Below are 26048 nucleotides of genomic sequence, written 5' to 3' on the forward strand. Positions count from 1 at the left end.
GGGCGCCGAGCCCCCTAGCAGCCAAAAAGCTGCTCGGCCGCTTCCATGCGCTCGATGATGGGCACGCCGAAGGGGCAGCGGGGCTCACAGTCGCCGCAGGCGATGCAGGCGCCGGCGGTGACGGGCATGGCTTCATAGTGGGCCGCCGCCGATGCAGGCACTTCGTCGGCCATAACCGCCAGGTCGGCGAACTTGTTCGCTAACGCGATGTTGATGCCCACCGTGCACGGCGCGCAGTGGCCGCAATAGGTGCACTGCCCCATGTAGGCGTGCTTGGGCGCGCCTGCCAGCACGCTGGCGTAGTCGCGCTCGGCGGCCGAGGCGCCCTCGTAGCCCAGGGCCTCGTCCAGCTGCTCCACCGTTTCCACGCCCACCATGACGCTGGCCACGGCCGGCCGGGTGAGCGCGTAGTGGATGCACTGCACGGGCGTGAGCGCCACCCCGAAGGGCGACGAGGCGGCCGACAGCAAACGGCCGCCCGCGTAGCCCTTCATCACCGTGATGGCGGTGCCGGCCGCCTCGGCCCGGGCATACAGGCGGGCGCGCGCAGGCTCGATGCCGTCGCCGGACACGTTCTCGTAGTCGCCGAACAGGTCGTCCAAGTTCTCCGAGGCGGGCATCATGTCGAAAGCCGGGTTCAGCGAGAACATGACCACCTCGATCTCCGGCTCGTCCACGGCCAGCAGGGCCACCTCGGGATTGTGGGTGGAAAGCCCGATGTGGCCGACCTTGCCCGCCTGCACCAGCTCGCGCATGTAGCCGATGAAGTCACCAGCCATGATGGAGCGGAACTCGTCGCAGGAATCCACGTAGTGGATCATGCCGATTTCCACATGGTCGGTGCGCAGGCGCGCGAGCAGGTCCTCAAAGGCGGGGCGCGCCTGAGACAGGTCGCGCGTGCGCACGTACTGGCCGTCCTGCCAGGTGCTGCCCACGTGCCCCTGGATGATCCACTGCGCGCGTATAGGCTCGAGCGCCTCGCCGAGGGCCGAGCGCACCGCCGGGTCGCTCATCCAGCAGTCCACGATGTTCACCCCCGCCGCCGCTCCGCGGGCGGCCATGGCGTTCACCTCGGCCTGCTCCATCTTGCCAATCCACTCGGCCCCGAAGCCGATGACGCTCGCCTTCAGACCCGTGCGACCCAGCTCGCGATACTCCATGGCGCGCTCCTCTCCTTTGCAACTTTGCCTGTGCCGCCCCTGATGCCTCTCCTGTTTTCTCGCGCTCATTCAATCACTTGGAGTGTACTTCAAGTCAACGATGGCAGCATGAAGCCCTTCTGCATTATCGGGCGCTCGGCCGCCCACGCAGGCGGAAGGAGCGTACACTGGCCCCAGGGAATTGAACCGCCCGCAAGCCGCCCTACCGAATCGGAGCCCCAGGCCGATCTCGACGACGGGACGCGCGGGCACGGGCCGTGAGCATCTGCGGTCCTCCGAGCGCTGAAGGAGGCGCCATGCTGAACCACTTCTGCAAGAAACCGCTTTGGGAATGCACCCGAACCCTGGCCGCCGTGGCCCAGGGGCGCACGGCTGCCGACACCGTCATCCGCGGGGCCCGGCTCGTGAACGTGTGCACCGCCGAGGTGCTGGACGGCACCGACGTGGCCATTGCCGAGGGCCGCATCGCCTACGTGGGGCAAAGCGCCGCGCACTGCATCGGCGAAAACACCCTGGTCATCGAGGCGGAGGGCCAGGTGATCGCCCCCGGTTTCCTGGACGGGCACATCCACGTGGAATCGTCCATGATGGGCGCCGGCGAGTACGCCCGCGCCGTCATCCCCCACGGCACCGTGGGCATCTATTGGGATCCGCACGAGGTGTGCAACGTGCTCGGCCTGGAGGGCGTGCGCGTGATGATGGACGACGCCGCCCGCACCCCGCTGAAGGCCATGGTCACCACGCCTTCCTGCGTGCCGGCCGTGCCCGGCTTCGAGGACACCGGCGCCTTCGTGGGGCCTGAGGAAATCGCCGAGTCCATGACCTGGAACGGCGTGGTGGGCCTCGGCGAGATGATGAACTTCCCCGGCGTGCTGGCGGGCACCGACCACGCCCACGGCGAGTTGGCCGCCACCCTCGCGGCCGACAAGGTAATCACGGGCCACTACTCCGTGCCCGAGACCGACCAGGGGCTGAACGCGTACGTGGCCTGCGGCGTGCGCTGCTGCCACGAGTCCACCCGCGCCGAGGACGCCCTGGCAAAGATGCGCCTCGGGCAGTACGCCCAGCTGCGCTACGGCTCGGCCTGGCTCGACCTGCCCCAACTGGCGGCGGCCATCACCGAGACCGACATCGGCACGCGCTTCGCGAACCTCATCTCCGACGACACCCACCCGCACACGCTCGTGGCCGAGGGGCATCTCGACTACATCCTGCGCATGGCCGTGGGCCTGGGCATTCCCGTGGTCACCGCCATCCAGATGATGACCATCAACACCGCCACCTGCTTCCGCATGGAACACGAGCTGGGTTCCATCACCCCGGGCAAGTGCGCCGACATCGTGTTTTTGGACAACCTGGAGGACCTGAACGTCGTGCGCACCATGATCGACGGCGAGGTGGTGGCCGAGAGGGGGCAGATCACCTTCGACCTGGAACCCTTCTCCTATCCCGAGTGGGTCACCCACTCCATGCACCTGGGCCGCGCCATCACCCCCGGCACCTTCCGCGTGGAAGCGCCCGCCGGCACGGCCGAGGGCGAGCGCGTTACCGTGCGCGCCATCGAGCTTCTGCCCGGCTCGGTGCCCGACCGCGAGGCCCACGTGGCGCTGACCGTGCGCGACGGGGCGCTGGCGAGCGACCTTAGCCAGGACGTGCTGAAGACCTTCGTGTTCGAGCGCCACCACGAGACAGGCACCTTCGGCGTGGGATTCACCAAGGGCTTCGGCATCAAGCGGGGTGCGATGGCCTCCACTGTGGCCCACGACGCCCACAACCTGCTCGTGGTGGGCACCAACGACGCAGACATGGCGCTGGCGGCCAACACGCTGGCCGAGGTGGGCGGCGGCATGGTCGTGGTGGCTGACGGCGAGGTGCTGGGGCTCGTGGAGCTGCCCATCGCCGGCCTCATGAACGACCTTACCGCGCCGGCCATGAGCGAGAAGGTGCACCACCTGGAAGAGACCTGGGCCGAGATCGGCTGCACCATGCCCTCGCCCTTCATGACCATGGCCCTCATCCCGCTCGCCTGCCTGCCCGAGCTGCGCCTCACGAACCGGGGGCTCGTGGACTGCACCACCTTCCAGTTCGTGGACCTGGTGGTGGAGGAAGGCTAGCTTCGCCCCCCCCCAAGCACGCAAAGGCCCCCGGCCGCCATGGAGCACACTCCAGCGGCCGGGAGCCTTTTCCAACTTTTCCCAGCACCTTCGCACCCCAGGCCACCAGACGCCCAGCGGCGCGAGCGCGGCACCTACCTTAGCACGAGCATGTCGCGGCCCACGGCAAGGGCCACCTTGTCGCCTTCCAGGGCATTCAGCAGCGCGATGCCGAACACCAGCGCCGTGCCCGGCCCGGCGGCGGTAATAAGGTTGCCGTCCACCACCAAGTCACTGCCCGCCTGGTACACACCCGCGGGAAACGCTTCCTCGCAACCGGGGTAACACACCGCCTCGCGACCATCCAACAGCCCCAATTTCGCCAGAATGGTGGGGCCGGCGCAAATGGAGCCCACCAGTCCATCGGCCGCCATGCGACGGCGCAGCTCGTCGGCCAGCGCAGGGCAGGCCTCCAGGTTCTCCACGCCCACCGAACCGCCGGGCATAACCACCATGTCGTAGGTAGCCAGGTCCACATCGCTCACCAGCTTGTCGGCGCGCACGCTCACCTCCTGGGCCGCCGTTACCTCAACACGGCCCATCACCGACACCAGGTCGACACCCACACCACCCCGGCGCAGCACATCGGCCGGGCCGATCGCCTCCACTGGCTCGAACCCGTCACCCAGCATAATCGCCACCGTCTTCGCCATGGCACGCTTCCTTTCCACGCGGTTTTCCTTGAGTCGTGCGCCTGAGCATAGCGTATTTCACGTGCAACGAGCCGAAATCGAAAGCAAGTTGCCGCTTTCAAGCACCCTTTCGCGACAAAACCAACGATTCTCAGAAGGCCATGGGCAAAATCCGGCCTCCCCAACCCTAAATTCAACGCAAAACAGGCGTTTTGCCGCCCATGCAACGCTAAAAAGCGGGCCAGGGTTCTGAGAAACGTAACTTTTGTCGGAAAATCCCTAGAAGCTGCGCGCCGCCGTGCCGCCCCCAATAACCAACTCGCCGTCGTATACCACCACAGCCTGACCTGGAGCCGCGGCGCGCTGCGGCTCAGCGAAGACGACTGTCAACTCATCGGGACCGGTCTGCTCCACCGTGGCATCCACAGGACGCTGGCGATAGTGGGTCTTTACCCGCACGCGCCGCGGACCACCTAGAGCGTCCCCGCCAATGAGATTCACGTCGCGTGCCACCACGCCGCGGCTTTCCAGCTCATCCCTAAAGCCGACGACGAGGCGATTGGCCGTGTTGTCCTTCCCCAGCACGTACAGCGGTTCGCGCGCCGCCACGCCGATGCCCTTGCGCTGTCCAACGGTGTAGTGAATGAGCCCGGCGTGCTGGCCGAGCACCCGACCCGCGTGGTCGACGATCTCCCCTGGCGCGAAGGCATCGGCAGCCGAGGCAATCGCCAGCCCCGCCTCCGCAAGAGCAGCCTTCGGGTTTTCCCCCATCCCAGCCAACCTCGTCTCCGTAGGGGCGGCCTTCAGGCCGCCCTCGATCCCGCGCATCAAAGACGCGCGCGAAACCGCCCCCTCGCAATCACGAACTCGGCACCAGCCCTCAATGAAACCCGCGTAATCGCCGTCGGGCACGAAGCAGATGTCTTGGCTCTCGGGCTTGTCCGCCGTGGTGAAGCCGTGATCACGGGCCAGGGCGCGCACCTCGTTCTTAGTCAGATCGCCCAGCGGAAACAGCATATGCGCGAGCGTGTCCTGGGTAAGATGGTACAGCACGTAGCTCTGGTCTTTGGCGACATCGGCTGCCCGCAGCAGCTGCCAGCGCCCGCTCACCTCGTCCCACCGACGCCGCGCGTAATGCCCCGTGGCCACATACCGCAGGCCCAGCTCGCGGCGGCGCTGCTGGAGCGCCTCGAACTTCAAGTAGCGGTTGCAATCGATGCAGGGGTTCGGCGTGCGCCCCGTCAAATAGGCCTCGCAGAAGGGACGCACCACCGCCGCGTCAAAGCGGTCACGCAGGTCAAAGGCGTCATGGGGAATGCCGAGATGTCGGCACACGGCTCGCGCGTCCTCCACGTCGCGCGACGAGCCGCAGACAGCTCCCTCGCTCCAGGCAGCTGCGCCACCCGCGCCGGCTGCGACATCGCCATGCAACACCATCGTAGCGCCGCGCACGTCGCAACCAGCCCGTTGCAGCAGAAGCGCACACACCGAGCTATCGACCCCACCGGACATGGCGGCCATGACGCTGCCGGCGGGAAGCTCCCCACCGATTCTGTCATCCCGAGAAATCATGGGGGCATGATAGCACAGCGGCCGCCAGTGCCGCCCGACACTAGTCAGCACCTCTGCAAACGCAGCGGGGCCCATCGCTCCTGCAGCAGGCCGCGGGAGTCTGCATGCGCCCATCCCGCTGTACTCGCCGCAGAGCACTCTCGGACGCCCCTTCGACCGGCCGCGCGTTTTTCCCGCCCGCGCAAACAAGCAAGCATGGTAGGCTGTGTCCCATGCAGGGGTACCGCCCGACGACGTTCAGCGCGTCGCCGCCGCGGTTGAGAGGGCGGCCGCCCAACCCTTCGAACCTGTCAGCTAACACTGTCGTAGGGAGCATGCTCACCAGCATAAGGCGCTCCCCCAGGGTGCGCCTTTTTTGCTTCCGGAAAGGAACGATCTCATGACCCAGATCGCCGAAGCCGAGCTGCGGACCCGTATGGCCCGCGCCGTGCGCGAGGTGCGCGAAACCAACCCGCTCGCGCCGTCCATCACCAACACTGTCACCCAGAACTTCGTCGCCAATGCCCAGCTGGCCACGGGCGGTTCGGCCGCCATGGTATACCTGCCCGACGAGGCAGAGTGCGTGGCAGGCCTGGGTGGCGCCGTGTACATCAACTTGGGCACGCTGCTGCCCGTATACGCCGAGACGGTACCCGCCTGCGCCCGTGCCTGCGCCGAGGGCGACACGCCTTGGGTGCTCGATCCGGTGGGCGTGGGCATCGGCAGCCTGCGCACCCGGCTCATCCAGGAAGTGCGCCAGTGGCCGCCGGCCATCGTGCGCGGCAACGCCTCCGAGATCATCGCCGTGGCCGAGTTGTGGGGTCTGAATGCCGCGCGCGTCGACACGCAGGGCCCGCGCGGGGTGGATGCCGCCGACTCGGTGGAGGCCGCCCGCACCGCCGCTGTGGCCATCGCCCGCTTCACCGGGGGCGCCGTAGCCGTATCGGGCCCGGCGGACCTCGTCACCGACGGCACCGTGATCGTGCGAGCCGAAGGCGGCAGCCCGCTCATGTGTTCCGTTACCGGCTCGGGCTGCTCGCTCGGCGGCGTGGCCACGGTGTACGCTTGCGTGGCCGACCCCTTCACGGCTGCCCTTACCGCTACGACCGCCTACAACCTTGCGGGCGCACGGGCGGCGGCGCGTTGCGAGGGCCCGGGCAGCTTCGCCGTGGCCTTCCTGGACGAGCTTTCCCACATCATCCCCGAAGAGGCCGCCGACGCGCCCCTCACCTTCGAGGCCGCCTGATTCCCGACAACCGAAACCCGTTTGCTGCACAAAAAGACCCCGACTTTGGTCACGGATTCGACTTTTGTGCAAATCTAACGACAAAACGGCGTACAAAGGCCGCCTCTGCACGCCCTCGCAGCCCCCACGGGTTGCTCCCAAGGCGATTCGGCGGGATTACTCTCGGCGCCGCTGCACAAAACTCGAATCCGTGACCAGAAATGACCGCTTGCATTGCACCCGTCAGAAAGGACGCCCCATGAACACCCTCGTTGCCGTCGCCATCGCTCCCTTCGGGGTGGGCGACGAGCTGGCCCCCTACGTAGCCGACGTCGTGCGCGTCATCCGCGCGTCGGGCCTTCCCTGCCGCACCACCTCCATGTTCACCGAGATCGAAGGGCCCTGGGACGAGGTGATGGCCGCGGTGCGCGACGCCACCTTCGCCCTGGCCGACCGGGGCATCCGCACCGAGGTCATCCTGAAGGCCGACGTGCGCCCCGGACACACCGACACCCTGCACACCAAGGTGCAGAAAGTGGAGACGCTGCTGGCCGAATAGCCAATCCACCGTTCGCCACGGGGTCTGCACAAACTCGGCTGCATCGCCCGCGCATCAGGGGCCCTCGCCAGCAGAACAGCTTGCTCGACGAGGCACCCCTTCACAACTTCGCACCAACTTCGCAAAGAGCCTTACACCGCTGACCGAGACCGCTATGATGCTTTCCGGCAAAACCCCGACGAAAGGCAGACTCCATGTTGCGCAGGATCATCCAGATAGACGAAGAGAAGTGCACGGGTTGCCGCCTGTGCGTCGACGCCTGTCACGAAGGCGCCATCGGCATGGCGAACGGCAAGGCGCGACTGTTGCGCGACGACTACTGCGACGGCCTCGGCGACTGCCTGCCGGCCTGTCCCACCGACGCCATCACCTTCGTGGAACGCGAGGCGGCGCCCTATGACGAGGCAGCTGTGACCGCGCATCTGACAGCCCGAGCTGCCGTCGGAAACGTTGCGGAAGGCGCCCCCGCTCGCTCGGCGCCCACCAGCGCCCCCATCGGTTGCCCCGGCGCGGCGCCCCGCACGCTTCCCCCCACCCCTGCTCCCACGCCGGGCAGCTGCCCTGGCTCGCGCAGCCGCAGCCTCTCCAGCGCCGCCGACGCCTCGCCCGCGAACACGGCCGCCGCGATGCCGAGCCGCCTGGCCCAGTGGCCAGCCCAGATCAAACTCGTACCTGTCAGCGCCCCCTACTACCAGAGTCGTGGCTTGCTCGTAGCCGCCGATTGCACCGCGTTCGCCTGCGCCAGCTTCCACGAGCGCTTCATGAGCGGCAACGTCACCGTCATCGGCTGCCCGAAACTCGACGAGGGCAGCTACACCGACAAGCTGGCCGCCATCATCGCCGCCAACGACATCACCTCGGTTACCGTCGCCCGCATGGAGGTGCCCTGCTGCTGCGGTCTGGAACGCGCGGCCGCCGATGCCCACACTCGCGCCGGGAAGGACATCCCCTTCGACGTGATCACCTTCTCCGTCACCGGCGACGTCATCGGCTGAGCATCTCTCGCATGGCAGTCGCGATAACGGCCGCTACCTCCGGCGCGCGCTCTTCAGCCAGCGACGCAAAGCTCATGACGAAAGCCGGCGCGTCGGAGGCACCTTCCGTACGATAGTCGGACAGCGGCGCCAGCCGCACACCCCGGGCCGCCGCGCACTCAACCATAGCCCGTTCGCAGACCCTCGCGTCCGCTGCGGGCACGCCCTGCACCTCCATAAGGAAATGCAGACCGGCACCCACATTACGCAGGCGCAGCCGCTCGGCAGCCTCCGATGCGCCTAGCGCTTCCACCAAGGCGTTCTGCAGCCGGCGAAAGTAGGTGCGCTGACGGTTCACATGGCGCTCGTAGTCGCCCGATTCCATGAAGCGCGCTAACGTCAGCTGCTCCAAAGCTCCCACCGTACAGGCGTAGAAGCCGAGTTGGTCGCGGAAACGCGCGGCCAGCTCCCAGGGCAGCACCACATATCCAATGCGGAAGGCCGCGCCCAGCGTCTTGGTGAACGTGTTCGCGTACACCACGCGCTCCGCCCCGTCGAGGGCCGCGAGCGGCGGCACGGGACGACCCGTCATGCGAAACTCGCAGTCAAAGTCGTCCTCTATCAGGTAACGGCGCCCTCCCGCATCTTGTCCGTCGCCCCGCGCCCACGCCAGCAGCTCCTGGCGACGCCTCACCGGTGTGGTTGTTCCCAGCGGGAACTGATGCGAGGGCATGCAGTGCAGCACATCCACTCCCGCCGCCGTCAGAGCCGCCGGCATCGGCCCCGCATCGTCCACGGGAACCATCGCCACCCGCACGTCGTTGGAGCGGTAAATGCGCACTAGCCGCGGATAGCCCGGGTTTTCCACCCCGTAAACGAGCCCGCGCCCAAGCAGCTGCACGAGCAAGCCGTAGAGCGACTGGGCGCCCGACCCTACGACAATCTGGTCGGGATGCACTTCCATACCTCGGAAGCCTCGCAGATGGGCCGCAATGGCCGCACGCAGACGAGGCGAACCTTGGGAGCCAGCCGCCTGAAGCACCGTGCGCTCGCTCTCGTCGGCCAACACACGCCGCAACGTGCGCGCCCAAGCTGCATAGGGAAACAGCCCCTCCGGCGCCGTCGTCCCCGTGAAGTCGGCCAGCCATTCCGTACCACAAACCGCATTCGTGCCGCAAACCGCATCCCCTGAGCCGAAAAAATTCACTTGTGATGCAGCCGTCTCGTTTGGTAGGCCCTCATGTGCGCTCTTTCGACTCGTTTCTGCATCACAACCGCAATTTTGGCGACCGAAAACGGCACCTCGCCCCATCATTCCAGCTTCGTTTGCATCACGACCGCAAAAAGACGGCATTTTGCGCCCGATTTCCTGCACATAGTAGCCACTGCGCGGAACGGAACGCACATAGCCCTCGGACAACAGCTGGTCGTAGGCGCCCTCCACGGTAACCACGCTCACCCCCAGGTGACGAGCAAAAGCCCGCTTAGAGGGCAGGCGCTCATCGGATGCCAAAGCCCCTCGCTCAATGTCGGCCCGTAATGCTCGGTAAAGCTGCTCGTACAGGCTTTCTTTGGCCTCTCTGCTCAAAGTGTAGGTAAGCACGGGCCACCCTTTCACATTCTTTCATGAAGACAAACGCTCATCTGACCTTATTAAAACTTTCAATTTTGACTATAACAGCAAGATCAGATTTCACGTACCCTCTCGGTCATAGCTTTTTCGCATGAAAGGAACCGCCCATGGCCCTCGAACATTCCGTCGCACCCACCGCCCCCGCCAGCACCCCCTCCTCGGAGCGCGCCGCCCTCAATCGCCAGCTCGCCCAAATGCTGAAGGGCGGCGTCATCATGGATGTCACCACGCCCGAGCAGGCGCGCATCGCCGAGAAGGCCGGCGCGGCGGCCGTCATGGCGCTCGAGCGCATCCCCGCCGATATCCGCGCGGCAGGGGGCGTATCCCGCATGAGCGACCCGGCCATGATCAAGGGCATCCAGGACAGCGTATCCATCCCCGTCATGGCGAAATGCCGCATCGGCCACTTCGCCGAGGCGCAGATCCTGCAGGCCATCGAGATCGACTACATCGACGAATCCGAGGTGCTCTCGCCGGCCGACGACACCTACCACATTAACAAGACCGCCTTCGCCGTGCCCTTCGTCTGCGGGGCACGCGATTTGGGTGAGGCCCTGCGCCGCATCGCCGAGGGTGCCACGATGATCCGTACCAAAGGCGAACCGGGCACCGGCGACGTGGTGCAAGCCGTGCGCCACATGCGCCGCATGAACGCCGAGATCCGCCGCATCCAGAACCTGCGCGACGACGAGCTGTTCGAGGCTGCGAAGGAGCTGCGCGTGCCCGCCGACCTGCTGCGCGAGGTGCACGAAGCGGGGAAGCTGCCCGTGGTGAACTTCGCCGCCGGCGGCATCGCCACCCCGGCCGACGTCGCCCTCATGATGCAGCTGGGGGCCGAGGGCGTTTTCGTGGGCAGCGGCATCTTCAAGTCGGGCGACCCGGCCCGGCGAGCGGCGGCCATCGTGAAAGCCGTCACCAACTACGAGGACGCTGAGATGCTCGCAACCCTTTCCGAGAACCTCGGCGAGGCCATGGTGGGCATCAACGAACAGGAGATCCGGCTCATCATGGAAGAGCGAGGGCAGTAGCGGCGGCGCCTCGTCCTCGCTCGACACGCAACCATCTGTCGCCCCGCGCACATGGATCATTTACCTATCGTATCCACGCCCCACACCACGCACGCGTCCATCACCCACGAACGCCGTTTCGCTTGCTTGCACCTAGGAGAACCCATGAGACCCGCCATTGCCGTCCTCGCCCTGCAAGGCGCCTTCATCGAGCACGAGCAGCGCCTGCAAGCCCTCGGCTGCGATACCGTCGAGCTGCGTCAGGCCGCCGATCTTAACCGTCCCTTCGACGGCGTGGTGCTCCCCGGCGGCGAGTCCACCGTGCAGGCGAAGCTGCTGCGCGATCTGAGGATGTTCGAGCCGATGCGCCAGCGCATCGCCGAGGGCCTTCCCGTCCTCGGCACCTGCGCCGGCCTCATCCTGTTGGCCGACCACTTCCGCACGCTGCCCGTCACCGTGCACCGCAACGCCTACGGCCGCCAACTCGGCAGCTTCCATGCCGAGGGCCGCTGGGAGGGCACCGGAGAAGCAGCGGAAACGTGCAGAACGGCCGACGCAAGCGGCACGCCCGGCACAACCCGCGCGGGCGACGATTCGGGCATCTCTCCCTCACCCCCGCTCGAGTCCGTCCCCCTCACTTTCATCCGCGCCCCACGCATCGAAGCTGTCGGCCCTTCGATCACGCCCCTGGTCACTCTGAATGGCACGCCGGTGGCCGTGCGCCACCGCAACCAAATCGCCGCCGCCTTCCATCCAGAACTTGACTCCGACAACCGCCTCTACGAGACATTCCTCGCATTAACGGCAGCCCCAGGCTGATCGATAAACTATACCCATCGACCGTGGCCTTAATTCTAGAGATTTATATGCGTTTTCAAGCAAATCGGATGCTTTTGGCCAGAAAACGGAAGATCTATAAACGATTCAGGCAAAAGCGCATAGACATCTCCTCGATTTTGGCCAAAAAATGCCCCAGTAGGCGCGGAAGAGGTCTATTTTGCTTATACATCTTGGCTTTCTTGACCAAAAACCGGGCTACTGATTCCGGAAAGCCGCAATGCGCGGGCTCAATCGCCCAGAACCGGCCTCTCGGCAGTCGAGCTCGTCTTCGCCCGAGCAGCCACATCGCCATCCGTCGTGCCCGCCCCCACTGCTTCCTCCGCACTCTCCTCGGGAAATGCCTCGTCGTAGGGCGGATCGTCCTCACGACGCACGAACTCGTACAGCAGGCGCCGCGTAGCGGGCAACTCTTTCTTCTTCAGCTGGTGCTCCCACAGCACCAGCACCTGCCAGCCCATTTCCTGAAGCGCAGCCAGATTGCGCTCGTCACGCTCGCGGTTGCGGGCGAACTTCGCCTCCCAGTAGTCCACATTCTTCTTGGGCACCGACAAATTGCACACCGGGCACCGATGCCAGAAACATCCCCGAATCTCAATAGCCAGCTTACGGCCCACGAACACCACGTCCGGATGCCCCGGCACCTTCTTCCAATCACAGCGGTAACCGGGAAAGCCCATCTCACGCAGCATGCGGCGCACTTGTATCTCAGGCTTGGTATCGCGACGCTTGTTCCCCTGCATCGACTTGCGCGTGGCGGTGCTCACCACGCCGAAATCGTAACGGCCCTTCTCGGGCGACACTGTGATCTTCGCTTCCATGGGCCCCATTATACGCGCCCGGCCGCACACCACCAGCCACCAGGCCGCGACAATGCGCATTTCGGCCGCAGCGCGCCGCGCCCACGCCCCCGCAGGCAAGTCCTGCAATTGCGGAAACCCATTACCGCAGATAGGCGCGACGTGCTACCATGTCCCCATCGTCAAACGAGAGGAGTTTCCATGATCCCCAAGATGCGCCGCCACAAGCAGCAACTGCCCGCCGATGAGTGTGAAGCCATTCTGCGCGCGGCTACCTACGGCGTTCTGGGAACGGGCGGCACCAACGACATCCCTTACGCCGTGCCCCTCAGCTTCGCTTATCTGTCCACGTCGGACAAAGCCGCCGAAGCCCCCGCGGGACGCATCTACCTGCACTGCGCCACCACCGGCCACAAGCTGGACGCCCTGGCCGAGAACCCGCGGGTGTGCCTCACAGTGGTGGCCCAGAGCGAGCCGGTGCCCGAGAAACTCACTGATCGCTTCCGTTCGGTAATGGCCTTCGGAAGCGCCCGCATCGTGGAAGACGAGGACGAGAAGTGCCTGGGGCTCGTCGCCCTCGGCGATAAATACGCCCCCGGCATGCCCGACGTGGTAAACGAGGAAATCGCCAGCACCATGCACCGCACCTGCGTCATCGCCATCGACGTGCAGCACATCACCGGCAAAGAGGGCCTGGAGCTGCTGCGCGAGCGCGCGAACTAACCGCACAGAAAGCAGAGGCCGCCTCCGCCATCGCGGAAAGCGGCCTCTTCCTCGAAGAGTGGCTGGAAGAATACCTCAGCCAAGACAACGGATAAAGGAGCCGCGGGGTGTTCTGACCGAGCGAGTTCCGCAGCGACGAGAACAGCCCAGCGGGCCGTTCTCCAAAGCGAGGACTGTCTGAGCACGGCGCCCCGCCCCGCAGCCGGAACCGGCCGGCAGAAATCGCCGGCCGGAGTTCCGTCCTACAGCATCCAGGGCTGAACGATGGTAATGGGCACGGCAGCGCTCACGATCATCAGACGCAGCACGAAGCCGCCGATCAGCACGCCTGCATCCGACAGGGCGCTCACCATCTGCCCGGTACGCGACGTTTCCAGCTCGTGGCTGGCAATCCACAGCATCCAGCATTCCAGCACCGTGGGCAGCACCAGACCCACCACGATGAACAGCAGCCAGAACGCCACAGCCCAACGGCCCATCAGCAGCGTGGCCACGCTCTCCCAGCCGGCCGGGCTAGGATTGGCCGACGTGATGAACAGCAGGGCCGCCACCAGCACCAGCTCCACCACCGGCAGCCAGAAATGGAACTTCTTCATCACCGTCACGCGGTTGAACTCGGCGGGATACGCGAACACGCCCGCCAGCAGCACCGCTGCCATGCCCGTCGACACCGCCGACACCAGGAACAGGATGGGCAAAAGTGCGGTGTTCCACAGCGGGAAGCCCTGGCACACACCCAGCAAGCAGCCGGTGTACACGGCCACAGCCAAGCCCATTACCATGCCCGTCACATCCAACCACGCCGGAATGTCCTTGCGCATCAGGTCGAGCACCAGCACCACCAGGGCCACCACCACGAATATCGCCAGGAACACCACACCCCAAGTCATCACCGACCCGAAGTTCGTCAGCAGCAACGCGAAGCGCAGCGGGTGCTGGAAGCCGGCAGCCGCATCGAACATCAGCAGGCACAGGCCGATAATCACCACCACCGGCGCGATGATGCGCCCAATGCGCATGAGGCCGGGGCAGTCGGGGTGGCGGAAGCGGATGAACACCGCCGTGACGAACGCGCCACCACCCAAGCCGGCCAAGAAGAGGTACCACGCGATGATGGCTCCCCAAATAGGTTCGTAGGTCATCTCAATCACCTCACGTAATAGACTTTGGCACGGGTCAGATCATCGGCGATGGGGCGCGCATGCTTCTCCACAATGGCCCGGGACACCTCGGAATCGGGATCGTCCAAATCGCCGAAGATGCGGGCATGGGTGGGGCAGGCATCCACACAGGTGCAGGAGGTGGCGCCCTTTTCGGTGTGCACCACGCAGAAGCGACACTTGTCCACGGCACCGGTCTTGGAATTGCGCACGCGCACCTGGTAGGGGCACGCGCTCATGCAGTACAGGCAGCCGATGCAACGGCCCTGATCCACCGACACGATGCCGTCGGCGCCTACATGGGCAGCGCCCGTGGGGCACACGCTGGCGCAGGGCGCGTCCTCGCAGTGCATGCATTGCAAAGGCACCGTCTCCACCCGCGTGTTCGGGTACGTGCCGGTCTCAGCGCGCTCGTAGCGAATGAAGTCCTCATCGGGCTCCAGATTGTTCTGCCGCTGACACGCGGTGCGGCAGGCAGAGCAGCCCACGCACTTCGTCGTGTCGATGAGCATTCCATAGCGGGTCATCATGCACCTGCCTTTCCGATGGTTACCATCGTCTCTTGGAGCAGCGGCGCGCCGTAGCCCGGCTCAAGCTGGAAGGTGGCGAAGGACGCCTGACGCGCACCGCGGCCGGTGGCGTTCGTCTGCTCGTCTTCCTGCACGCCGTAGTGCGCGGCCAAATACAGCGAGGCCGGCTCGATCAGCTCGGTCACGTGCACGTTCACCGGTGCCGAATAGTACTCGTTCTCGACAATCGCCTTGTCGCCCTCAGCCAATCCGGCGTCGGCGGCCACATCAGCGTTCACCCACACCTCGTCCAGAGCGTACTGTTCGGCGATGGCGGCCAAAGGCGCGGCGTTTACCGTCACCGTGGCGGCCTGGGTGGCCTCATTGCCCGTGGTCAGGCGGTAGAAGCCGTAGCCCACCGCGGCAGGAGCCACCTCGGGCTCCACCCACACGGGCATTTCGGGAAGGTCGGCCTGGGCGCAGGCGGCCGAAGCGCACTCCACCTTGCCCGAAGCTGTGGGCCACGCAACGGGTACGGCTAAGGCCGACCCCAGCGACGAGGCGCCCACGGCCAGCGCGCCCTCGTACGTGCAGCCGCAAGCCTCGCAGGCCGCCGCAGCAGCATCTTCCACGGAGAAGGCAAACGCATTGCCCACACCGGCTGCCGCCGCGACGCCGCACGCGATCTCGGCAACCGACCGGGCGTTCTCAACCTGGGGCTCCACCACCGCGCCCGACACCTTCAGCACCGGGTGCACGGCCCCGCTCACTGTGGGCAGCTGGGCGCTCTCGGCCCACACCTTCTCGGGCAGCACGTAGGTGCACGCCCGAGCCGTCTCGGTCATCTGCGGGGTAATGGCCACCGACAGCGTACAGGCCTCAACGGCCTCGCGCACGAAGTCGGTGTCGGGATACTCGGCTACCACGTTGGCGTTCACCAGGAACAGTCCATCGATGACGCCCTCGTGGGCCAGGCGCATCGCCTCGGCGGCCGAGCCCTGCACGGCCAGCGGATACGCCTCGGCCGTCACATCGACGGCCGTCACGGCAAGGGGCGCGAACTCCGTGGCGCTCCAGTCGATGGTCGGCACACCCACATAAGCGCCGCCCGGCATGTTCCAGCATCCCAGCAGCGTGTTCGTCAGCGCCGTGGCGCGGGCCAGCTCGCCGGTGTTGCCGTAGGCGCCCCCGAACAGCGCCATCCACGACACATCCACACACGCGGCCGGAGCGGCGGCAATCAGGTCGTCGGCCACCGAGCGAATGCGATCGGCGCCCAGCCCCGTTACCGTGGCCGCCCAATCGGGGGTGTAGTCGGCCAGGGCCGTCTTCCAGGCATCCAGACCCTCCATCATGGCGGCAGCCTCGGCCGTCACGGCATCGCGCTCGACGATCACCTGGGCCACAGCCAGCACGAAGGCCAGCTCGGTGCCGGCATGCACCGGCAGCCACTCGGTGGCCACCGACGACGAGGCAGGCATGCGGGAATCTACCATCACGATCTTCGCGCCGGCGGCACGAGCCTCTTCCAAGCCGGCGATGGTGCCGGGATCGGGCATCTCAACGGTGCTCGCACCCAGGATCACCACCATCTTGGCACGGGAGTAATCCACCTCGTAGGAGGTAAACCCGATAGCCTGGGCCAGCCCCGAGGCCACCGAACCGGAAGCCGTCGTAGCGTTCACATATACGTTGGCGCTGCCGAGCGCGTTCATAAGGCGCTCCATATACCAATCGGCCGTCGAGGTGCCGCAGGAAACGGCGGCCAGAGCCGAGGGACCCTTCTGGGCCTCCACATCGGATACTGCCTTGCCGATTTCGGCCAGGGCCACATCCCACGGAATGGCTTCGAAGGTACCGTTCTCGGTGCGGCGCAGCGGATCGGTCAAACGATCGGCAGCTGTCGCCTCCGTGGCCATGCCGAAGCCACGGGCGCACAGGGTGCCGGCTGAGGCCGGATCGGCCGTGTTCCCCACGACCTTATCGATGGCCCCATCAACGGTGTAGGCAGCATAGCTGCACTGTTTGGGACAGGCGGTGCACTGCGTGTTGACCACTTCGGCCGCATGGGCCTCATCAACCGCAGGGCTCGCCGCGCAACCGGTCAGCGCCGCCCCGGATGCCGCCAAAGCAGCTCCCGCAGCGCTGGCGGCCACGAAGGTCCGCCTGGTTATTGGCTGAGTCATTGCTCTATCCTCTCAATCGAAGGCAACGGGTGAAACAGACGCGGCAAGCGTCCTAGGCTTCCACAATAGTGGTCGTGGAAACCACACCCTGGTCGATGGCCTTCTGCGCGATGTCTTCCCAATCGATGAACTTGATAGCACCGTTGGGGCACTGCTCGGCGCATCGTCCGCACGACACGCACTTGGTGGAGGTGCCGGTCTGGGCGTTCACCTGGGGCATACCCCACGGACAGGCCGCCGAGCACATTCCGCAGCCGATGCACGCCTCCTCATCGACCACGCGGGCGCCCGTCTCCTCGTCGGCGGAGATAGCGTGCACCGGGCAGTACTTCGCGCACTGCGGGTCGGCGCACTGCTTGCAGGACTGCACGGTGAACTGGCAGTTGCCGAAGATGCCATCGTTCGTGTCCACACCGGAACCGAAATTGTAGTTGTCCCACACGCGCACACGGGCGATGGACTGCTGGGTCGCGCCGTCGTTCTTCAGGGTACACATCATCTCGCAGCGCTGGCAGCCGGAGCAGCGAGCGCGGTCGGTGACGATCATTTTCGCAGGAGTGGTGCGCAGCTCGATACGGCCGGAGGCGATGGACTGAGTCGTCACGCCCCACGAGGCCAGCACGCCGCCGACCACAAGGCCGGCCACACCGCAGCCCGTCATGGCCAGCACGGTGCGTCGGGTAAAGAACGGCTGCTTCTTCTCGACCGGCACAGAGCCGGACCCGTCAGCCGCAGGGGTGGTCGCAGCCGGCGGCTGCTCAGTGACCACGGTTTCGTTTTTCTGGGTGTCAGACATTTGAACTCCCCCTTGTAACTGGTGCTTGTCTCAGAGAGAACTCAAGATCGCGACGCCGCGCAACAGTGAGGATCATAATCAGGAATGGAGAAGCCGTGTACCCTCTTTCAGGGGCATTACCGAATGTTTTTCCGCTGTTCAACGGGACGATTCCGCACCGTTGTCGTTCCGTTGAAAAGCCTCCCCTCATTCAGGGGAACCGAACCTTTCCCCTCATATATATACTAAGCGCAACGATTACTCCAGATCGCTGGCGCGTGCCGCGCAACACGAGTACACGAAGAGATTTGGAGCTTCATCATGGCTGATTCAAAACTGGATCCCGGCAAGTCCTACGGCTGGACCGGCAAGATCCTCCGCGTCAACCTGACCGACGGAACCGTCTCGGTAACCCCGACCGACCCCTATAAAGAATACCTGGGCGGTATGGGCATCGCCAACAAGATCATGTACGACGAGGTTGCCCCGGGCACCGATCCGCTCTCGCCCGAGAACAAGGTCGTCTTCGCCGTGGGCCCGCTGACGGCCACCGGCGTGCCCCTGGCCGGACGAACCACCATCGCGTCGCTTTCCACCTACACCAAGGACCATCAGGTGGTGGACGCCCACACCGGCGGCATGATCGGCGCCGCCATCAAGAAGGCCGGCTGGGACGCCATCATCATCGAGGGCGCCTCCGATACGCCCGTCTACCTCATGATCGACGATGACGACGTTCAGATCAAGCCCGCCGACAAGTACTGGGGCCTGGGTACCCGCGCCACCACCGAGGCGCTCTCGCGCAAGGAGGGCACCGACTTCTGCGTGGCCACCATCGGCCCCGCCGGCGAGAACCTGCTGCCCTACGCCTGCATCATCAACTCCCGCAACCACTCCGCCGGCGCCGGCACCGCCTCGGTGCTCGGCTCCAAGAAGCTGAAGGCGCTCGTGGTGCGCGGCACCCAGCCCATCTACGTGGCCGACCCGCAGGCCGTGGCCGACCTGTCCGACTACATGCTGCGCGAGATCGTGGGCTCCAACAACAACCATGTGGTGCCCTCCACCCAGCAGGAGTGGGCCGAGTACTTCGACAAGGGCTCCCGTTGGACCGCGCAGAAGGGCCTCACCTGGGCGCTCGCCGAGGGCGGTCCCATCGAGACCGGCGAGCCGAAGCCCGGCGAGATCAACACCGTGGGCTACCGCTGCATGAAGTCCTTCAAGGACGAGGGCCCCGAGGCCGAGAAGTACACCATTAAGATGGACGGCTGCCACAGCTGCCCCATCCACTGCTACTCCGACATGCGCGTGCCGGCAAGCGCGGCCAACGGCGGCTACGAGATCACCGGCAACACCTGCGTGCCGAACTTCCCGTTCACCAACTACATGATCGGCATCCTGGGCGACAAAACCCCGGTTAAGGCCGCCAGCGAGGACGCCCTCGTGTGGGACCAGGTGACCGGCTCGGTGATGGACGATTTGGGCCTGTGGTGCAACTACGGCCAGATCTACCGCGACATCGCCCACTGCTACGCCGCCGGCGTGTTCGAGCGTGTGCTGCCCGCCGAGGAGTACGCCGCCTTCGACTGGACCAAGTTCCAGAACAACGACCCCTCCATCATGGCCGAGCTGCTGACCAAGATCGCCCAGAACGATTCCGAGCTGGCCTACGTGGGCTACGGCCCGCTCGTGTGGACCGACCGCTGGGACGACGCCGTATGGAACGACACCGTGGCCTCCTGCATCATCAACCCGCGCGGCTGGCCGGTGCACCACGCCCACGAGTGCTTCGGGCAGGTGGGCCTGCTGTACAACATGGTGTTCAACCGCGACGACATGATCCACTCCGCCGTGAACTTCCAGGGCTGCGGTCTGCCCTTCGAGCTGAAGCAGCAGATCGCCGCCGAGGTGTGGGGCGACGCGAGCGCCATCGACCCGGACAAGAACTACACCCCCATGAACGAGTACAAGGCCAACTTCGCCTGGTGGTCGGTGGTCACCGACGTGCTGCACGACTCGCTCACGCTGTGCAACTGGGTGTGGCCCATGACCATGTCCCCCACGGCCGCCCGCGACTACCGCGGCGATTTGGACCTGGAAGCCAAGTTCATGAAGGCCGTCACCGGCGAGGACGTGACCACCGAGGACCTGTACAAGATGGGTGCGAAGATCACCACCCTGCAGCGTGCGAACACCGCCCGCGGCATGACCGACGCCAGCGGCAACATGGGCACCAACGACTTCCGCGGCGTGCACGACGTGGTGACCGAGTGGCCCTTCACCCAGGATCCCGACATCCCCGTGTTCACCGAGGGCACCATCAAGATGGACAAGGACGACTTCCAGACCGGCCTGACCATGATGTACGAGTGCTTCGGCTGGGATCCGGAACTCGGCTGCCCCACCGCCGAGTGCCTGGACTACTACGAAATGGGCGACGTGAAGGAAGACCTGGCCGCCCTGGGCCTGCTGCCCGACGCCTAGGAGGAACCCCGCGGCCCCGAGCGCGCGCCCGGGGCCCCTTCCCCATGAGAGCTCCGAAGAGCTCCCCCTTCGTGCAAGGGCCCCGCGCCAACCGGTGCGGGGCCCTTCTTCATGGGTATCAAACCCGCCACTTTTGCCAATCTCTGCAAGCGCATTCGCCAAAACACAGGGGTTTGGTACCCACAGCTCGCGTTTTCTGAAAAACCGACCTGGGCTTTTACTAACTCCAGATACCAAACCCCCACTTTTTGGAGTACCAAACCGCACCTTCTTGCCAACAAGAATGGAGGATCCCCGCGTCCTCCTGAGCGAGCGGAAGTGCCCCCGTCTTCCCGAGCGAGCGAAGCGAGCCGAAGGATCTTCGCCTACACGTTGCGGCGACGCTCCACGGCGTCCCATTCGGCCAGAGAGTGGGCGCGCACAGGACTCAGGTACGTGGTGGAATAGAAGTACACATCGCCGTTGGAGGCCTCCGTGCGCTCAATGTCGTCGGCACGGCCCTGGGCGCGCGCCTCGGTAAAGGCAGCCTCCACGGCCTCGGCGCTCAGGCGGAAGGGGTCGTTGGCCAAGTTCGCGCGGGCCATGGGCCGCGGGTACACCGATGATTCCTCGCGCACACATTCCACGAAGGTGGCCACAGGATCGTCCTCGGCAGCCAGAAACGACCAGCGCGCGTAAGCGTCGGTCATGGCGGAGGCATCGTAGAGATAGTAGCCGGTGGCGCCCATGAGCAGGCGGATGTTCTTGCAGTCGTAGGGAAGAGGATCGCACTCGTCGCTCGCCTCGGTCGGGGGCACCGGGTACCCTGATTCGCTCAGACAGTCCTCGCTCTGCGAAACAGCCCACTGGGCTGTTTCGTTCGCTGCGGAACTCGCTCGGTCAGGGCACCCGGTGCCCCCTCTGAGCTCTTCCGTTGCTGAAAAATCAACCAGGGATTCGAGCTCATTCGCTGGTTCCTCCTTCGCGGGGGCAGCCTGGTGCTTGAAGGGGGAGGCGCCGACGCAGCGGCCGTTGGAGGACGAGAAGGCCGAGTGCACATGCTTGTTCGCGGGACGGAGCGCCTGCGCCAAGCCCTCCCCGGCTTCCACAGTTCCCTCGGGCACGGGCTCGCCGTACTCCATGAGGACGTCGTACACGGCCATCTCCAAGTCCTCGGCAGTCATCGCCGGGGGCACCAGGCCCGCCGCCTCCCACTCGCACGGCTGTGCCAGGTGGCTCTCGCGTGTGGCCTGGCGCACGGCGTCCATCACCAGGGCGATGGCAGCGTCGCGCTGCTCGTCCTCAGACGCCTCCGCGTCAAACAGAGGTGCGGCAGCCTCCACCGCCGCCTCCCCGTGGGGCAGCTCGTCCGACACGTCCTCGCCGGCAGCCTGGGCCTCCGCGAGTGCGACCACCGCTGCTCGAATCTCGTCTTCCTCGCGCATGGCGCTCACCTCCTGCCGAAGCACCCGCTCTGCGCGGCGCTCCGCATTTGAACCTCTAATCCTCCAGCGACTTCATCAGAAGGTCGTTGCGCGTGTCGCGCAGCGAGCAGTGCTCGCACATCAGGCAGTCCACCCCGTAGGGGCTGCACGGCACCGCCTCATCCAGCACGGCCAGGTCGGCCCCTTCCCGCACCAGGAAGTCGCCCACCAGGGCCCGCACGGCCTCAACGGAAAACGTCAGCGTGTTCGCCTTGCCCGTCGGCACACCGCCCACGGCCGCGCGCACCTCGTTCGCCGTAAGCGCCAGGGCCTCGTCCAGCCTACGCCCCTCGATGAGCGAGCAGGTCACGCTGGCACAGCCCGTCATGGCCAGGCACCCCCGCGTCTTGAAACCGGCCGCCTCTATCACGCGCGTCTTGGGGTTCACGCGGGCAAACAGTCGGAAGGCCACCTCGCCGCGTTTCGACTTGCCCACCATGGCCTGGGCGTTCATTCCCTCAGGGCGTCCTCCGTTGCGGTAGTCGGCCACAATGGACAGCAGCTTGTCGGAATAGCCCTCCACCTCGTCCATCGATTCGGTCTGATAGGCGTCAGCCGTGCGCAGCAGCACGCGCGTCGGCGGCTCATGGTATATATCCCGTTCGCTCATAGGAACCCTCCTCGAAAACTCGGAAACGATGCGAGCGCGCCACACCTTGGGCAGCCGCGCCGCTTAGCTCTCTGACTGCATCCAGCCTACCATGACCTTTTCGCGCAGATTACCCTCTTTCAGGCGATGTCATTTTGCAGATACGTAACAAGGTGCCACGCCCTCGCATTGCGGGGCGAGAAGAACTATCATGGAGTCAATACGTCATGATTTTCACGCAGTCCGCCACGGATTGCGTTTGCTGCAGGGGGAAGGGACATCATGGGCGCTATGCTCGCCGGGCTCATCTCACGCTTGAAAACATTCTGGCCCATGCTCGTGGGCATCGCTTGCGCACGCACAGCCCTCGTCGTTGCCTGCTACGGCAGCTACACCGCCACCGACGATGGCATCTTCACCGATGGTGCCATGCTCATTACCTGCCTCATCTTCGCCGTGTCACTACTTGTCCTTGCACGAACGAATCGCGTTCTCAGCGATACCGCGGTGCAATGGATGCTCGTCGGCAGCACGGTGCTGGCCGCGGCAGCCACCGCCGCCCTCGCGCTGCTCGACAGCACCGACCCCACGCTCACCGGCGTCGCCTTCGCGCTCAGCGTCGTCAGCACCTTGGCGTTGTCGCTCTGTATGTTCTACTGGCTGCGCTGCCTGCGTGGCACCGATGAGGTTACTGCCGCCCTTTTCGTGTTCTGCGCGTTCATCGTCAGCGTGGCCATCGTCTACCCGCTCGGGTATCTGCCCCCGTTAGTCCAGAACATTATCGGCACCGCGCTCGTTCTCGCACAGCTGGCGTTGGTGGGGCCGGCGTCGTTGCGCGACGGGCTGGCGGCGAGCCGCGCCCACCGCCGCGCGCGCACCTTCTTCACCTTTGCCCGCAGCCACATTCAAGACGGCCGCTTCCTCGTCGCCTGCGCCGCCGGCATGGGATTGCTCAGCTTCGTGGACGGCTTCCTGCGCGGCTATCCCGACGGCCTGCCCATCGCCTTCACCGCCCCCACGCGCCTGGCCTACGCGCTTTCGGCCATCGCCGTATGCGCCCTGCTTGCCTTCCTTGTGGTGCGCCGGCGCGAACGCGTGATGACCGTGGGCATCTTCGTCGCCATGCAGGTGCTGGCCGCCGGCGCGTTGGTGCTGTTCGGCGCCTTCCCCTTCCATTGGGAAATCGGCGCCGTGCTGGTAAACACGCTGAACATCGTCATCTGCGCTTACTGCTGGTACGTCATCATCGCCTTCACCAGCTTCGGCAGGCGCGACCCCTACTTCTACGCCATGGGCGGCTGGGTCATCTGCTTCGGCGCCCGGTCGGTGGCGCGCATGCTGCTTCTGGGCGTGTATCCGCTGACAGGCAACGATCTGCTCATCAACTCGGTGCTGGGAGCGCTCATTCTGCTGTCGGCCCAAGTGGTGCTGGTGCAGTTCCTGCTCGCCGAGCATCGCGAGGGCACCACGGCGGCCGAGAAACGCGACGCCCAGGTAGAAGCGGAGCTGCAGCAAGCCGAGGAACAGGTGGCGCGCACCCAGCAGGCTCTTGCCGAAGCCGAGGCGGCGCTCGGAGCCATCACGCGCGACGCCGCCGAGCACGAGGCCGCCCGCGTGGCTAAGGCTGTGGCCGCCGTGCAGGAAGCCGCCTTCGAAGCCGTTGCAGCCGCCCAAGCCCAGCGCTGCGTGCGATGCACCGAGGGCTGCTCGCCCGAGCACCCCCTTCCGCAGAACCTGCGTGCGGCCGGCGGCGCAACGGCTGCCACCAGCAGCCATACCGGCGATTCCCCCTCGGCCGGCGCCCCCGCCGCGGCCAAGCCCATCGGCATGTCGCCCCTTACCGGCTCGGCCCGCGCAACGTCGTCCGAGGCCCCCGCTGCCCCCATGATCAGCGAATCGCTGCACGAACGAGTGCGCGCCATGGGCGAGCAGTTCCTGCTCACCGACCGCGAGGTGGACGTGCTCACGTTCTACGCCCTCGGGTACACGCAGAAAAAGGTGGCCGAAGAGCTGAGCATCACCCCTGCCACCGCCCACAGCCACATCAAGCGCATCTACGGCAAGTGCGGTCTGCACTCCCGCCAGGAAATCCTCGAGTACCTGGCCAACTACGGAAGCTGAGGCAGAACATGGAAGAGAAGCGCCCCCGCGCCAAAACCCCGCACGATCCCGCAACGCCGCCGACGCAATCCGCAAGCGAGCTCAAGGGCGCCGCGCTTTACCTGCGCTGGCTCGGCATGCTCTGCACCGTGATGGCCCTCTTCTGCCTGGGCGTATTCGCCATCGGCTACAAGGAGCCCAGCTTCGGCCGCATCGCCACCCTGATCGCCCTCGCCGTCGCCGCCATCATCTGCCTGTGGTTTTCGAAACGGAAATCGCGGTCGTAGTAGCTACTCCCCGTAGCTTTCCTTCAGCGCCTTGAAGGCTGGCATGGCGCGCTCGATGGTGTCGCGGGCGATGCAATAGGACAGGCGCACCCAGCCGCCTACGCCGAAGCTGTCCGAAGGCACAATCAAGAGCTCAAACTGCTTGGCCCGGTCCGAGAACGCCTGGGCATCCTCCTCCAATGCACGCACCCACAGGTAGAACGCCCCGTCGGGCTCCACGTATTCGTAGCCCAGGGCGGAAAGCCCCTCGGTAAGGATCGCGCGGTTCTCCGCATAGGCGGCCACATCCGACGGCTCGTTCACGCAGCGCGCCGCCACCCGCTGCAGCATCACCGGCGCGCACACGTAGCCGAGCGCGCGACCCGCGCCGGCCACGGCCACCGCCACGGCCTGGGCGTCATCGGCAGAATCGGATACGTACACCCAACCGATGCGCTCGCCCGGCAGCGAGAGCGCCTTGGAATAGGAGTAGCACACAATAGTACGATCGTAGATGCTCGGCACCCACGGCACCTCGATGCCGTAGGTAATCTCGCGATAAGGCTCGTCGCTGATCAGGTACAGCGGACGTCCCAGCTCGGCCTCCTTGGCGCGCAGCAGATCAGCCAGGGCCCCCAGGCTCTCGCGCGTGTACACCGCGCCCACGGGGTTGTTCGGCGTGTTGATAATCACAGCGCTCGTGCGCGGGCCGATGGCGGCGGCCAAGGCGTCAATATCGGGCTGAAAGCTGGGTTGCGCGGCCGGCACTTCCACGATCGTGCAGCCCGCCGCCTCTATCCACGTGCGGTATTCCGGGAAGTAGGGAGCGATCACCACCACCTCATCGCCCGGCTCGGTCACCGCCGCAATGGATGCCGCCAGCGCGGCAGCGGCCCCGGCGGTCAGGTACACCTGATCGGCCGTCGCCTGCACCCCGTAGCGTTCGGCAATGGATGCGGCCACGGCCTGGCGCACCTCGGGCAGTCCCGCCGCCGGAGAATAGGCGTGCAGCGCCACCGGATCGGTGTCCAGCAGCTCGACCAGCGTATCGCGCACAACCGCCGGCGCGGGCACCGAGGGATTCCCGATAGAGAAATCGAACACGTTCTCGGCACCGATAGCCGCCTTACGCGCCAGCCCATAGGCGAACAGCTCGCGGATGGCGCTCGGCTCGTCGCCCAGCCCGTACATGGCCTCGTTGATCATGAAAGCTCCTTTCACCCGGCCGGCACGCCGGGTACGGCCGTCGCCCCGCGCTCCCGAGC

At 65.8% G+C, this 26048-nt stretch carries 22 protein-coding genes and 1 riboswitch; of the genes, 10 read left to right on the plus strand and 12 right to left on the minus strand.

What is annotated here, in order from left to right; all coding sequences use genetic code 11:
* Positions 1-14: 14 nt before the first annotated feature.
* Positions 15-1160: an aldo/keto reductase gene (locus VIN30_RS07845; protein WP_338210629.1), complete on the minus strand. Its 1146-nt coding sequence runs from the start codon at positions 1158-1160 to the stop codon at positions 15-17.
* Between the two features lie 296 nt (positions 1161-1456).
* Here VIN30_RS07845 and ade point away from each other — a divergent pair, with 296 nt between their 5' ends.
* The gene (gene ade / locus VIN30_RS07850; RefSeq protein WP_338210631.1) at positions 1457-3274 is read left to right on the plus strand and encodes an adenine deaminase; all 1818 of its coding nucleotides are present in this window, start codon (positions 1457-1459) and stop codon (positions 3272-3274) included.
* Between the two features lie 134 nt (positions 3275-3408).
* On the opposite strand, the gene VIN30_RS07855 is transcribed toward ade, so the two are convergent.
* Together VIN30_RS07855 and VIN30_RS07860 are read right to left on the minus strand one after the other, a co-directional pair.
* Positions 3409-3984 carry a DJ-1 family glyoxalase III gene (locus tag VIN30_RS07855; protein WP_338210633.1) on the minus strand — a complete coding sequence of 192 codons (576 nt, stop codon included), beginning with the start codon at positions 3982-3984 and terminating at the stop codon, positions 3409-3411.
* 240 nt (positions 3985-4224) lie between these two features.
* Positions 4225-5517: an MnmA/TRMU family protein gene (locus tag VIN30_RS07860; protein ID WP_338210635.1), complete on the minus strand. Its 1293-nt coding sequence runs from the start codon at positions 5515-5517 to the stop codon at positions 4225-4227.
* A gap of 206 nt (positions 5518-5723) precedes the next feature.
* A riboswitch (TPP riboswitch) is annotated at positions 5724-5846 on the plus strand.
* A gap of 50 nt (positions 5847-5896) precedes the next feature.
* Here VIN30_RS07860 and thiM point away from each other — a divergent pair.
* The 3 genes from thiM (at position 5897) to VIN30_RS07875 (ending at position 8275) form a co-directional block, all read left to right on the plus strand.
* Positions 5897-6742, plus strand: a complete 846-nt coding sequence (gene thiM / locus VIN30_RS07865; RefSeq protein WP_338210637.1) for a hydroxyethylthiazole kinase — start codon at positions 5897-5899, stop codon at positions 6740-6742.
* A gap of 238 nt (positions 6743-6980) precedes the next feature.
* Complete coding sequence (locus VIN30_RS07870) at positions 6981-7280, plus strand: MTH1187 family thiamine-binding protein (RefSeq protein WP_326426510.1); 300 nt, start codon at positions 6981-6983, stop codon at positions 7278-7280.
* 194 nt (positions 7281-7474) lie between these two features.
* Positions 7475-8275: an ATP-binding protein gene (locus VIN30_RS07875; protein WP_338210640.1), complete on the plus strand. Its 801-nt coding sequence runs from the start codon at positions 7475-7477 to the stop codon at positions 8273-8275.
* Here the strand turns inward: VIN30_RS07875 and pdxR are convergent.
* Positions 8265-9872 carry a MocR-like pyridoxine biosynthesis transcription factor PdxR gene (gene pdxR, locus VIN30_RS07880; protein ID WP_479274205.1) on the minus strand — a complete coding sequence of 536 codons (1608 nt, stop codon included), beginning with the start codon at positions 9870-9872 and terminating at the stop codon, positions 8265-8267. The two genes, VIN30_RS07875 and pdxR, sit on opposite strands and share 11 nt — an antisense overlap.
* A gap of 122 nt (positions 9873-9994) precedes the next feature.
* On the opposite strand from pdxR, the gene pdxS reads away from it, so the two are divergent.
* Positions 9995-10915 (plus strand): pyridoxal 5'-phosphate synthase lyase subunit PdxS, encoded by a 921-nt coding sequence (gene pdxS, locus VIN30_RS07890; RefSeq protein ID WP_338210642.1) that lies wholly within the window; start codon positions 9995-9997, stop codon positions 10913-10915.
* Between the two features lie 144 nt (positions 10916-11059).
* Positions 11060-11713: a pyridoxal 5'-phosphate synthase glutaminase subunit PdxT gene (gene pdxT / locus VIN30_RS07895; RefSeq protein WP_338210643.1), complete on the plus strand. Its 654-nt coding sequence runs from the start codon at positions 11060-11062 to the stop codon at positions 11711-11713.
* A gap of 248 nt (positions 11714-11961) precedes the next feature.
* On the opposite strand, the gene VIN30_RS07900 is transcribed toward pdxT, so the two are convergent.
* Complete coding sequence (locus tag VIN30_RS07900) at positions 11962-12552, minus strand: very short patch repair endonuclease (RefSeq protein WP_338210645.1); 591 nt, start codon at positions 12550-12552, stop codon at positions 11962-11964.
* A gap of 180 nt (positions 12553-12732) precedes the next feature.
* On the opposite strand from VIN30_RS07900, the gene VIN30_RS07905 reads away from it, so the two are divergent.
* Complete coding sequence (locus VIN30_RS07905) at positions 12733-13254, plus strand: pyridoxamine 5'-phosphate oxidase family protein (protein ID WP_338210647.1); 522 nt, start codon at positions 12733-12735, stop codon at positions 13252-13254.
* A 242-nt stretch (positions 13255-13496) separates the two neighbouring features.
* On the opposite strand, the gene nrfD is transcribed toward VIN30_RS07905, so the two are convergent.
* Genes nrfD through VIN30_RS07925 form a run of 4 tightly spaced genes read right to left on the minus strand, consistent with a single transcriptional unit; the run spans position 13497 to position 17905 of the window.
* Positions 13497-14396, minus strand: a complete 900-nt coding sequence (gene nrfD, locus VIN30_RS07910; protein WP_338210649.1) for an NrfD/PsrC family molybdoenzyme membrane anchor subunit — start codon at positions 14394-14396, stop codon at positions 13497-13499.
* 5 nt (positions 14397-14401) lie between these two features.
* Positions 14402-14941, minus strand: a complete 540-nt coding sequence (locus VIN30_RS07915; RefSeq protein ID WP_338210650.1) for a 4Fe-4S dicluster domain-containing protein — start codon at positions 14939-14941, stop codon at positions 14402-14404.
* Positions 14941-17109, minus strand: coding sequence for a molybdopterin-containing oxidoreductase family protein (locus VIN30_RS07920; RefSeq protein ID WP_338210652.1), 2169 nt, complete (start codon positions 17107-17109; stop codon positions 14941-14943). The genes VIN30_RS07915 and VIN30_RS07920 overlap by 1 nt, the downstream gene beginning before the upstream one ends.
* A gap of 52 nt (positions 17110-17161) precedes the next feature.
* A complete protein-coding gene (locus VIN30_RS07925; RefSeq protein WP_326426524.1) occupies positions 17162-17905 on the minus strand; it encodes a ferredoxin-like protein in 744 nt (247 codons plus the stop codon).
* A 300-nt stretch (positions 17906-18205) separates the two neighbouring features.
* Between VIN30_RS07925 and VIN30_RS07930 the strand changes: the two genes are divergently transcribed.
* Positions 18206-20365, plus strand: a complete 2160-nt coding sequence (locus VIN30_RS07930) for an aldehyde ferredoxin oxidoreductase (protein ID WP_338210655.1) — start codon at positions 18206-18208, stop codon at positions 20363-20365.
* A 365-nt stretch (positions 20366-20730) separates the two neighbouring features.
* Here VIN30_RS07930 and VIN30_RS07935 read toward each other — a convergent pair whose 3' ends face one another.
* Both VIN30_RS07935 and VIN30_RS07940 read right to left on the minus strand, forming a co-directional pair.
* Positions 20731-21789 (minus strand): hypothetical protein, encoded by a 1059-nt coding sequence (locus tag VIN30_RS07935; RefSeq protein WP_338210657.1) that lies wholly within the window; start codon positions 21787-21789, stop codon positions 20731-20733.
* 55 nt (positions 21790-21844) lie between these two features.
* Positions 21845-22438 (minus strand): iron-sulfur cluster assembly scaffold protein, encoded by a 594-nt coding sequence (locus VIN30_RS07940; protein WP_338210658.1) that lies wholly within the window; start codon positions 22436-22438, stop codon positions 21845-21847.
* A 261-nt stretch (positions 22439-22699) separates the two neighbouring features.
* Here VIN30_RS07940 and VIN30_RS07945 point away from each other — a divergent pair, with 261 nt between their 5' ends.
* The gene (locus VIN30_RS07945; RefSeq protein ID WP_338210660.1) at positions 22700-24538 is read left to right on the plus strand and encodes a LuxR C-terminal-related transcriptional regulator; all 1839 of its coding nucleotides are present in this window, start codon (positions 22700-22702) and stop codon (positions 24536-24538) included.
* Between the two features lie 8 nt (positions 24539-24546).
* Entirely contained in the window at positions 24547-24804 is a 258-nt protein-coding gene (locus tag VIN30_RS07950; protein WP_338210661.1) for a hypothetical protein, read from the plus strand.
* 3 nt (positions 24805-24807) lie between these two features.
* Here VIN30_RS07950 and VIN30_RS07955 read toward each other — a convergent pair whose 3' ends face one another.
* A complete protein-coding gene (locus VIN30_RS07955; protein WP_338210663.1) occupies positions 24808-25989 on the minus strand; it encodes a pyridoxal phosphate-dependent aminotransferase in 1182 nt (393 codons plus the stop codon).
* Between the last annotated feature and the right edge of the window lie 59 nt (positions 25990-26048).

Origin of the sequence: Adlercreutzia wanghongyangiae (genome assembly GCF_035989245.1) — a bacterium.
Taxonomy (GTDB): domain Bacteria; phylum Actinomycetota; class Coriobacteriia; order Coriobacteriales; family Eggerthellaceae; genus Adlercreutzia; species Adlercreutzia wanghongyangiae.

Coding starts and splice junctions, on each gene's coding strand:
- thiM (WP_338210637.1), top strand. CDS start 5,897: ATGACCCAGATCGCCGAAGCCGAGCTGCGGACCCGTATGGCCCGCGCC.
- ade (WP_338210631.1), top strand. CDS start 1,457: ATGCTGAACCACTTCTGCAAGAAACCGCTTTGGGAATGCACCCGAACC.
- VIN30_RS07920 (WP_338210652.1), bottom strand. CDS start 17,109: ATGACTCAGCCAATAACCAGGCGGACCTTCGTGGCCGCCAGCGCTGCG.
- VIN30_RS07950 (WP_338210661.1), top strand. CDS start 24,547: ATGGAAGAGAAGCGCCCCCGCGCCAAAACCCCGCACGATCCCGCAACG.
- VIN30_RS07875 (WP_338210640.1), top strand. CDS start 7,475: ATGTTGCGCAGGATCATCCAGATAGACGAAGAGAAGTGCACGGGTTGC.
- pdxT (WP_338210643.1), top strand. CDS start 11,060: ATGAGACCCGCCATTGCCGTCCTCGCCCTGCAAGGCGCCTTCATCGAG.
- VIN30_RS07905 (WP_338210647.1), top strand. CDS start 12,733: ATGATCCCCAAGATGCGCCGCCACAAGCAGCAACTGCCCGCCGATGAG.
- VIN30_RS07955 (WP_338210663.1), bottom strand. CDS start 25,989: ATGATCAACGAGGCCATGTACGGGCTGGGCGACGAGCCGAGCGCCATC.
- VIN30_RS07900 (WP_338210645.1), bottom strand. CDS start 12,552: ATGGAAGCGAAGATCACAGTGTCGCCCGAGAAGGGCCGTTACGATTTC.
- VIN30_RS07860 (WP_338210635.1), bottom strand. CDS start 5,517: ATGATTTCTCGGGATGACAGAATCGGTGGGGAGCTTCCCGCCGGCAGC.
- VIN30_RS07925 (WP_326426524.1), bottom strand. CDS start 17,905: ATGTCTGACACCCAGAAAAACGAAACCGTGGTCACTGAGCAGCCGCCG.
- nrfD (WP_338210649.1), bottom strand. CDS start 14,396: ATGACCTACGAACCTATTTGGGGAGCCATCATCGCGTGGTACCTCTTC.
- VIN30_RS07845 (WP_338210629.1), bottom strand. CDS start 1,160: ATGGAGTATCGCGAGCTGGGTCGCACGGGTCTGAAGGCGAGCGTCATC.
- VIN30_RS07915 (WP_338210650.1), bottom strand. CDS start 14,941: ATGACCCGCTATGGAATGCTCATCGACACGACGAAGTGCGTGGGCTGC.
- VIN30_RS07940 (WP_338210658.1), bottom strand. CDS start 22,438: ATGAGCGAACGGGATATATACCATGAGCCGCCGACGCGCGTGCTGCTG.
- VIN30_RS07870 (WP_326426510.1), top strand. CDS start 6,981: ATGAACACCCTCGTTGCCGTCGCCATCGCTCCCTTCGGGGTGGGCGAC.
- VIN30_RS07945 (WP_338210660.1), top strand. CDS start 22,700: ATGGGCGCTATGCTCGCCGGGCTCATCTCACGCTTGAAAACATTCTGG.
- VIN30_RS07930 (WP_338210655.1), top strand. CDS start 18,206: ATGGCTGATTCAAAACTGGATCCCGGCAAGTCCTACGGCTGGACCGGC.
- VIN30_RS07935 (WP_338210657.1), bottom strand. CDS start 21,789: ATGCGCGAGGAAGACGAGATTCGAGCAGCGGTGGTCGCACTCGCGGAG.
- pdxS (WP_338210642.1), top strand. CDS start 9,995: ATGGCCCTCGAACATTCCGTCGCACCCACCGCCCCCGCCAGCACCCCC.